Origin of the sequence: Pseudomonas citronellolis, assembly GCF_029335315.1 — a bacterium.
Lineage (GTDB): Bacteria > Pseudomonadota > Gammaproteobacteria > Pseudomonadales > Pseudomonadaceae > Pseudomonas > Pseudomonas citronellolis_A.
Genome location: NZ_JARJLT010000287.1, coordinates 26,799 through 35,440, shown reverse-complemented (window position 1 = coordinate 35,440; position 8,642 = coordinate 26,799). Strand labels below are relative to the sequence as shown.

The 8,642-nt window shown below is 69.2% G+C and carries 9 protein-coding genes; 4 read left to right on the top strand and 5 right to left on the bottom strand.

The window, feature by feature from the left end; translation table 11 throughout:
• Positions 1-113 precede the first annotated feature (113 nt).
• Genes P3W75_RS21580 through P3W75_RS21565 form a run of 4 tightly spaced genes read left to right on the top strand, consistent with a single transcriptional unit; the run spans position 114 to position 5,742 of the window.
• Positions 114-1,457, top strand: coding sequence for a hypothetical protein (locus P3W75_RS21580; RefSeq protein ID WP_276229349.1), 1,344 nt, complete (start codon positions 114-116; stop codon positions 1,455-1,457).
• 30 nt (positions 1,458-1,487) lie between these two features.
• A complete protein-coding gene (locus P3W75_RS21575; protein ID WP_276229348.1) occupies positions 1,488-3,722 on the top strand; it encodes an Ig-like domain-containing protein in 2,235 nt (744 codons plus the stop codon).
• A 52-nt stretch (positions 3,723-3,774) separates the two neighbouring features.
• Positions 3,775-4,245 (top strand): curlin, encoded by a 471-nt coding sequence (locus P3W75_RS21570; protein ID WP_276229347.1) that lies wholly within the window; start codon positions 3,775-3,777, stop codon positions 4,243-4,245.
• Between the two features lie 27 nt (positions 4,246-4,272).
• The gene (locus P3W75_RS21565; protein ID WP_276229346.1) at positions 4,273-5,742 is read left to right on the top strand and encodes a curlin; all 1,470 of its coding nucleotides are present in this window, start codon (positions 4,273-4,275) and stop codon (positions 5,740-5,742) included.
• A 355-nt stretch (positions 5,743-6,097) separates the two neighbouring features.
• Here the strand turns inward: P3W75_RS21565 and P3W75_RS21560 are convergent, their stop codons facing one another.
• From P3W75_RS21560 to P3W75_RS21540, 5 genes are read right to left on the bottom strand one after another with little or no spacing between them, the layout of a single operon-like run.
• Complete coding sequence (locus P3W75_RS21560; RefSeq protein ID WP_276229345.1) at positions 6,098-6,946, bottom strand: CsgG/HfaB family protein; 849 nt, start codon at positions 6,944-6,946, stop codon at positions 6,098-6,100.
• Positions 6,947-6,982: 36 nt separating this feature from the next.
• Entirely contained in the window at positions 6,983-7,387 is a 405-nt protein-coding gene (locus P3W75_RS21555) for a curli assembly protein CsgF (RefSeq protein WP_276229344.1), read from the bottom strand.
• Positions 7,384-7,779: a curli production assembly/transport protein CsgE gene (gene csgE / locus P3W75_RS21550; RefSeq protein ID WP_276229343.1), complete on the bottom strand. Its 396-nt coding sequence runs from the start codon at positions 7,777-7,779 to the stop codon at positions 7,384-7,386. The genes P3W75_RS21555 and csgE overlap by 4 nt, the downstream gene beginning before the upstream one ends.
• Positions 7,776-8,291: a type II secretion system protein gene (locus tag P3W75_RS21545; protein ID WP_276229342.1), complete on the bottom strand. Its 516-nt coding sequence runs from the start codon at positions 8,289-8,291 to the stop codon at positions 7,776-7,778. Before P3W75_RS21545 ends, csgE begins: the two co-directional genes overlap by 4 nt.
• Positions 8,266-8,640, bottom strand: coding sequence for a type II secretion system protein (locus tag P3W75_RS21540; protein WP_276229341.1), 375 nt, complete (start codon positions 8,638-8,640; stop codon positions 8,266-8,268). The genes P3W75_RS21545 and P3W75_RS21540 overlap by 26 nt, the downstream gene beginning before the upstream one ends.
• Positions 8,641-8,642: the final 2 nt, after the last annotated feature.

Genomic DNA, 8,642 nt, shown 5'->3' with positions numbered 1-8,642 from the left:
CGGGGCCGCGGGCGCTTTTTGCGCGCACTGGTATGGAAGTTGCCGAGGGCCTCATGAGCCGATCCGCAGCCGGGTTCGGCGACGAGCGTGTTCCACCGCTGGAGGGAAATCACATGCACCGCTTACCGTCCGCACTGATGCTTTGCGCCCTGGCCGCGGGTAGCGCACACGCCGGTCTGTTCGACGTCGACCCGGGCCCCTACCTCCCCGCCAGCGGCAAGTTCGCCGCCTGGTACCAGGACACCCATGGCCGGGTGCTCGACCTCTGCCTGTCGCGAGCCCGCAGCTCGCGGGTGCCCAGCGTGCCCGGCGACGTCCCGTCGTACATGTGCGTGCTGCTGCCGACCCCGGACGTGTTCGACGACTCGCAACCGGTCAGCTTCCCCAACAACTTCCCCGACGAAACCTTCTGGTTCAGCGCCGAAACCACCCTGGTGGATGCCGCCCGCGGCATCGACCTGACCTACGTGTCGGCGATCGAGGCGGCCTTCGCCACCGAGCTGCCGGTGGACGGCGACCAGCAGAGCTTCGCCCGCATCCGCATCCGCGTCGACGTGCCGACGGCGGGTATCTACACCATCACCCACCCCTACGGCGTCGACGTGTTCAACGTCGCGGCCGGCGGCCGGCGGGCGATCAACATGACCCGCGACATCGGCATCGGCGCCCCCGGCACCTTCACCGGCGCGCTCAAGGGCGACATCGGGCCGTTCCTGCGCAGCCTCAACGGCCCCTACCTGGAAACCAACCCGGACACCGGCGCGCAGGAAACCTTCCTGGGCGACCCGAACCTCACCGAGGCGGTCACCGGCAGCCCGTTCAACACCAACTTCGTGCGCATCGAAGGGCCCAACGGCCTGGACCTGCGCACCGAGCTGTTCGCCGTGTCCGGCAAGCTGTCCACGGTCAACCGCCCGACCCCGCTGATCGTCCAGCGCGCCACCTACTCGCGGGAGACCGTCAACGGCCAGCCGAGCGCCCAGCAGGACGTCTTCGGCCTGGCGCCGCCGGCCCCCGGCACCGCCGCCTTCCTCGACAGCGCCGGGGCCAGCCTGGGCATGACCGAGGCCAACGGCACCGGCGCCTGGTACGGCCAGTCGGCGGTCAACCCGACCCTGCCGGCGCAGCTGCAGGTGAAGGCCGACAACAGCGCGGCCATCCCCACCAGCACGCCGACCACCAAGGCCCAGCCGCTGGTCGACCTGGTCAGCATCCAGCGCGCCCAGTACAGCCTGGCGTCCGGCCAGCTGACCATCGAGGCGAGCACCAGCGACAAGCTCTCGCCACCGGCGCTCAGCGCCCTGACCGGGGAAACCGGCCAGGCCATCGGCAGCCTCGGCGGCGACGGCCCGAACAAGAGCCTGAGCACCGGCATCGCGCCGATACCGCCGGCCAGCGTGCGGGTGGTCTCCGCCAACGGCGGCAGCGACAGCGAAGAAGTGGAACTGGTCCCGTAACCGCCCCAATTGACCTCGCCAGGAGGCAACATGAACAAGTGGCCAAGCATTCTCAGCGCCCTGGGCCTGTCCCTGGGCCTCGCCAGCGCCGCCGACGCCGCCCTCAAGGCTGTCGATCCGGGGCCCTATACCCTGGCGACCGGGCGCTTCCCCATGTGGTACCAGGACAACAACGACCGCAAGCTGGAGCTGTGCCAGTCGCGCGCGCTCAGCTCGCGGGTCGCCTCGGCGCCCGGCGCGCCGTCCTACATGTGCACCCTGCTGCCGGAACCGGGCGTCTACGATGACGCGCAGCCCATGGTGTTCCCCGACAACTGGCCGCCGGAGATGTTCTGGATGCTCGCCGAGGCGAGCATCCCGGCGGTGGGCAACAGCGGCTACGAGCTGGACGCCTACGTCGCCGGCATCGAGGCCGCGTTCGCCGCGGAGAACCCGGTGGACGGCGACCAGCAGAGCTTCGCGCGCATCCGCATCCGCGTCTCGGTGCCGCAGGCCGGCACCTACACCATCACCCACCCCTACGGCGAGGAACGGATCACCGTCACCACCCCCGGGCGGCGGGCGATCAACGTCACCCGCGACATCGGCATCGGCGCGCCGGGCGACTTCTCCGGCGCCCTCGGCGGCCAGGTCGGGCCGTTCCTGCAGAGCGTCAACGGGCCCTACACCGAGATCAACCCGGACACCGGCGCCAGCGAGACCTTCGTCGGCGACCCGAACCTCACCGAGGCGGTGATCGGCAGCCCGCTGAACACCAACTTCGTGCGTATCAGCGGGCCGGCCGGGACCATCCAGACCAACCTCTTCACCCTCTCCGGGAAGGTCTTCGACGAGCGCCAGCAGACCGCCGTGGAAATCCAGCGCAGCAGCTACAGCCGCAACGCCGGCGGGACCCGCTACGAGGTCTTCGCCAGCGCCCCGGGCAGCGCCGCGCTGTGCATGCGCGACACCCTGACGCTGGTCCCCGGCACGCCGCCCTCGCTGTGCCAGGTGAACCTCACCAGCGACAACAACGGCCGCTTCTTCGCCAAGCACGACAGCGGCGGCGCGACCCTGCCGGCGTTCCTGGTGGTCACCGCCAGCGACCCGACCGGCACCACCAAGCCGACCTCGATCTCGCGCAAGCTCGTCGACCTGGTGAAGATCAGCACCGCGCGCTACGCCTGGGACACCCACACCCTCACGGTGGAAGCCAGTTCCAGTGACCAGGTGGTAGTGCCCGACCTGGTCGCCGAAGGCTTCGGCCGCCTGTCCAAGACCGGCACCCTGCAGCGCCTGACGGTCAGCGAACTGGCCCAGCCGCCGGCCAGCGTGACCATCAAGTCCTCCGCCGGCGGCAGCGACAGCGAGCCGGTGACCGTGGTCGGCAAGGCCCCGGCGCAACAGGACAACCAGGCCCCGCTGGCGGTCGCCGACCACGCCACCACCGCGTTCAACGCTCCGGTGCAGATCAACCTGCTGGCCAACGACAGCGACCCGGACAACGACACCCCGTTGACCGTCGTCGACCTCGTGCAGCCGGCGGCCGGCACCGGCAGCGTGACCCTGGCGGCCAACGGCGTGGCGACCTACACCCCGCCGCCGGGCCTGATCACCGCCCTCAACGCCGTGTTCAGCTACCGCGCCCAGGACGCCCGCGGCAAGCCCTCGGAGCCGGCCACCGTGACCGTCAGCGTGACCGCCAACCAGGTGCCGCTCGCCGGCAACGACAGCGGTACGGTCAACGTCGGCCAGACCCTGACCCTCAACGTGCTGGCCAACGACAGCGACCCGGACAACCACGCGCCGCTCAGCGTCGCCAACCTGACCCAGCCGCCGACCGGCCAGGGCAGCGTCACCACCAACGGCACCAGCATCACCTACACCCCGCCGCTGAACCTGCTGACGCCGCTGAACGTGGCCTTCACCTACCAGGCCCGCGACGCCTTTGGCGCGCTCTCGGCGCCGGCCACGGTGAACGTCCAGGTCACCCCGCTGACCGTGCCGGAGAACCTGGTGATCAGCGCCGCCACCGTCACCGTGCGCGTCGGCAACCGCTTCACCTGGGACATCAGCGGGACCACCTCGGCGATCCTCGCGAACAGCATCCGGGTGACCGTGACCACACCGACCGGGCCGGTGCTGCTGGGCACCGCCACGGTGCCGATCACCGGGCGCTGGCGGCTCAACGTGACCAGCACCACGGTGGCGCCGAGCGCCAACCCCAGCGTGGAGGTGCGCTCTGCGCTGAACAACGTGCGCACCGCGACCGTCCTCGTGCAATGAGTGGCGAGCCCCACCCCGCCAGGGGTGGGGCCTCGCGTCGAAGGAGAAGGCCATGCACCCGCTTCGTCTGCCGTCCCTGCTCCTGGCCACCGCGCTGCTCGCCGGCGCGGCCCTGGCCGACGACCTGCAGGACAACGCCGACCTGGCCAGCACCGGCGACCTGGGCGATCCGCTGCCGCTGGTGGCGCCGCCCGGGCAACTGGCGGCGATCGCCCAGAACGGCAGCGCCAACCTGGCGCGCCTGCAGCAGGACGGCCAGTCCCTGCTCGGGCGCATCGTCCAGGCCGGCAGCGCGCAGGAAGCCTGGATTCTCCAGCAAGGCAACAACCTGATGGCCTCCATCGACCAGCAGGGCTATGGCAACAGCGCCGGCATCGTCCAGCGCGGCAGCGACAACCGCGCGCAGATAAGCCAGGCCGGCAACTCCAACAGCGCATTGATCGAACAGACCGGCAGTGGCCTGGACAGCAGCGTCGCGCAGTCCGGCAATGGCCAGAGCGTATCGGTCCGGCAATACCACTGACAGAGCACACCCCAGGGAGCCACCGCCATGTTCAGACTCACCCCCATCAGTGCAGCGATCCTGCTGCTCGCAGCCGGCCAGGCCCTGGCCGACGACAGCACCTCCAACCAGGTGCAGAACGGCACCGAGAACATCGCCAGCGTGCAGCAGGCGGCTTCCGGGCAGAGCAGCGCCAGCCAGAACCAGGGCGGCACCGGCAACAACGCCATGGCCGTGCAGAGCGAAGCCAGCGCCAGCACCATCACCCAGAGCCACAGCGGCGACTACAACGCCGCCTACGGCGACCAGCAGTTCGGCGAGACCCAGAGCAGCATCAGCCAGCAGGCCAGCGGCCAGTGGAACGACAACTTCGCCAGCCAGAACTACGGCATGGCCAACTTCTCGCAACAGGTGCAAGCCGGCGACACCAACTTCTCCATGGTCTGGCAGGACGGCCAGACCGGCAGCCAGGCGCAGAGCGTGCAGAACGGCAGCGGCAACGAGGCCGACATCGAGCAGCTGGTCACCGGGCAGAACAACAGCGCCCTGGTGATCCAGAACGGCAGCGGCAACCGCGGCACCGCCTGGCAGACCGAGCAGAGCAACGGCCGCATCGAGGTCTACCAGGAAGGCACCGGCAACATCGCCAACGGCTGGCAGAACCTGGGCCTGAGCGGCAACCAGGTGTTCAACCAGTCCGGTTCCGACAACTACGCGGAGGTCTGGCAGGACAGCCAGGACGGCAGCCAGGCCAGCGTCACCCAACTGGGCACGCTCAACGAAGCGGTCATCGACCAGAGCTTCGGCGACGGCCTGGTGCCCTACACCGGCAACCTCGCCAGCATCAGCCAGGCCGGCGACAGCAACGCCGCCTGGGCCGACCAGTACCAGGGCGCGCGGCTGAACACCGCGCTGTACCAGAACGGCACCGGCAACCTGCACTACACCTACCAGACCGGCAGCGACCACAGCCTGACCGTGGTCTCCAACGGCACCACCAACCAGGTCTTCATGAACGAACTGCGCGGCGCCCGCCACGGCGGCCAGTACGGCACCGGCAACCGCGCGGCGATCCAGCAGAACGGCAACGACAACGTCGTGCAGATGAAACAGCAGGACAGCAGCCAGGTCGCCCAGCTGACCCAGAACGGCAGCGGCAACGACGCCACCGTCGTCCAGGCCGACCAGAACAACGAGCTGTACTTCGAGCAGAACGGCAGCGACAACATCCTCGTCGCCGACCAGCGCGGCACCGCCAACTACGCCACCGGCACCAGCAACGGCAGCCTCAACAGCGTCGAGATCGACCAGTCCGGCGCCGGCAACCAGGCTTACGTGAACCAGCTCTACGGCGACAACAACATCGCCAGCGTGACCCAGACCGACGGCGTCAACCTCGCCTACATCACCCAGGGCGGCTCGGCCAACCAGGCCACCGTGGAGCAGGCCGGGGTGAACATGAACGCCAGCGTCCAGCAGTTCGGCACCGGCAACGTCTCGACCGTCTCGCAGCAGTAAGCGCAAAGCGCCCTACTGACCGCCACGCCTTCCCCAGGGCTGGCGGTCTTTTTTTGCCCGGGCGATCGCCATGGACGTGGGCAGGCGGGGCTGCCGAAAACATCGACGCACGACTCACCCTCACACACCATCGCAGGAGCGGGCCACGCCCGCGATCGCGCGCATGGCGCGCTCCTACGGTGGTGTTTGCTTGATGGGGCGACCCGTAGGGCGCATAACGCCTACGGCGTTATCCGCCGTTGCCGTCGGCTCCGGCGCTCGGGCCGACGGCGGATAACCGCGAACGGTTATGCGCCCTACGACGCTGGGATTTCCCCTCGCCCGCGATTCGCGCGCATGGCGCGCTCCTACGGGCCTATTGCAGGCTACTCTGGTATTGCTCCAGGTACTTGGGCAGCGAGCTGTTGTCCTTCTGGGTCTCGTCGGCCACCTGCCACATGTGCCGTTCGATGCCCTGGGCCACCAGGTGCGCCACCGCCGCCTCGATCGCCGAGAGCACGCACAGTTGCGCCGGTTCGTTGGTGGTGTAGCCGACCTCCGCCTCCAGCAGCTTGCGGAACTCGATGAACTTGAACACGCTGGCGCTCTGGCCGATGGAGTAGATGGTCTTGCTGGTCATCACGTTGGCCAGCACCTGGCCGCTGCGCACGTCCACCGCGCGCAGGTTCACCGAGACCTGGTCGACGCGGTACTCCACCGAGGTGCCGATGCCCAGGTAGCGGGCGCCGTCGCCGCCGGTGCGGATATTGGTGTCGTAGGCGATGATGCCGCCCTCTAGCATCAGGTTGGCCGCCTGCAGCGGCGGCAGCTCGGCCTGGATGTTCACCGGGGTGTTGGGCTTCTTCTGCGAGGCGCGGATGATCTTGCGCTCGGTCAGCAGGTTCTGCAGGCCCTCGCGCTCCAGCACCATGAACCAGCCGCTGGCCGAGAGCGCGTCCATCAGCATGCTCGCCGCGCCCTGGGTCACGCTGGTGGAGAAGGAGCTGGCCGGGGTCGGCTTGTACTGCCCGGTCTGGTCGCGGAAACCGTACACCGCCGCCACCAGGCGGCCGCGCGGGCGCGGCAGTTCGAGCAGGTCCTTGTAGGTGGAGGCCCGCGGGGTCAGCGTGGGCGTTTCGACATCCTGTACCGCCGGCATGGGCTCGCGCAGACCACAGCCCGCCAGAGCGACCGCCAGCATCATTACCTTCAGTGCTGCGTTCATGGCCCGTCTCCTCGCTCGAATGCGCTCGACCCGCGACTAGTTCGGGGTCAGCCCGTTGACCACGATTTCCGACACCTCGCCGGTGTTCTTGTCGGTGACCTGGATGCTCAGCGCCCCGGAGTCGTCGATGATGTCGATGAGGAACGATTCGGTGCTCAGGCTGCCGGTGTTGCCGTTCTCGATGTTGGTCAGCAGCTGCGACAGCAGGCGCGACTCCAGCTGGCTGCTGAAACGCTGCAGCGCGGTGGTGCCGGCGAAGGCCGAGGTGCGGGCGTCCGGGTCGTCGTGGTCGTTCTGCGCCTGGGCGTTGTTCAGCAGCCAGGTGCCGTTGAGCGGGTTGCCGCCGAACGACGGGTTCACCGGGGTGTACACCAGTTCCGTGGCCTGGGCGCTGCCCAGCAGGCAAAGCAGGCTGGCGAGCGACAGTGTGGCGCGCTTCATAGTTCGTCCCTCTCGATGTCGGTGGTGTCCTGGAGCAGGGTCTCCAGGCGTTGGCGGACCACGGCCTGGGCCACCTTGTCGGCGGCGGCGTAGGCCACGGTCTTGAGCTCGGCGGTGTTCGGCGCGAGGAATTCGCGGTAGAGCACGCGCTGCTGGAATTCCACCCAGATCAGGCTGCCCCAGCGCGCCGACGGGCGTTCGCGGACCACCAGGTTGAAGTCCAGGCGGCTGGTGTCGCGCAGGCGCTCGCTGAAGTAGCGGTAGAAGTCGTGGCCGATGTGGGAGATGGCGTCGTCGACGATGAAGCCGTTGAGCTCGTCGTCCTCGCCGGCGCGCGCCGTGGCGGCGCCCAGCAGCGACAGGCAGAGCAGCAGCGCCAGGGCCCGGCTCATGGCTCGTCGCTCCCGCCCGTGGAGGGCACGCCGGCGTCGTTGCCCTGGAAGGCCTTCTCGGCGACGAAGCGCCAGTCGGCGTAGCTGCCCATGCCCTCGAATTCGCGCCAGGCGTCGGGGAAGTTGGCGCGCAGCAGCGGCTCGCCCGGCGCCTTGCTGTAGACCCCGGCGATGCGCCCGTCGATGGTCAGCACCAGGCCCCAGTCGCCGCCGCCCAGGGGGTCGGCGTAGAGCTTGCGCAGGTGCCGCGCCGGGGTCGGGAAACGCTGGTCCTCGAGCAGGTCCTCCAGGCGCTGCGGGTACTGCGCCAGGCCCGGCGAAGCGCGGTAGTAGCCGCGCAGCGCCTTGGCGTACTGGTTGCCGACCCACAGCAGCTGGCGTTCGCGCTCGCGCTGCGCGCCGGTGGCCCAGAGCTGCCCGGTGGTGGCCAGCAGCGCGCCCATCAGGGTGATCACGAAGAGCACCCCGAGGAAGCTGAAGCCGCGCTCACCATTCCGCATACTGGCTGCCATCGCGCGCCCTCCCGCTCGCCCCGCTCTTCACGTCGGCCACCGCGCCGGACACCCCGTCCGGCGGCGGCACGGTCAGCCACAGGTCGTTGCGCTCGGTGATCGGGTCCACCGGCAGGCTGCGCAGGTAGCGCTGGCCGATCAGCTCGTCGAGGCTTTCCGGGTAGCGCCCGGTGTCGCCGTAGTAGTGGTCCAGGGCCTCGCGCATCACCGACAGGCTCTGCTTCAGGGTGGTCTCGCGGGACTGCTCCAGGCTGTTGAAATAGCGCGGCATGGCGATGGTCATCAGGGTGGCGATGATCGCCATGACCACCAGCAGTTCGATGAGGGTGAAGCCGCGCGCGCCTTTCATGC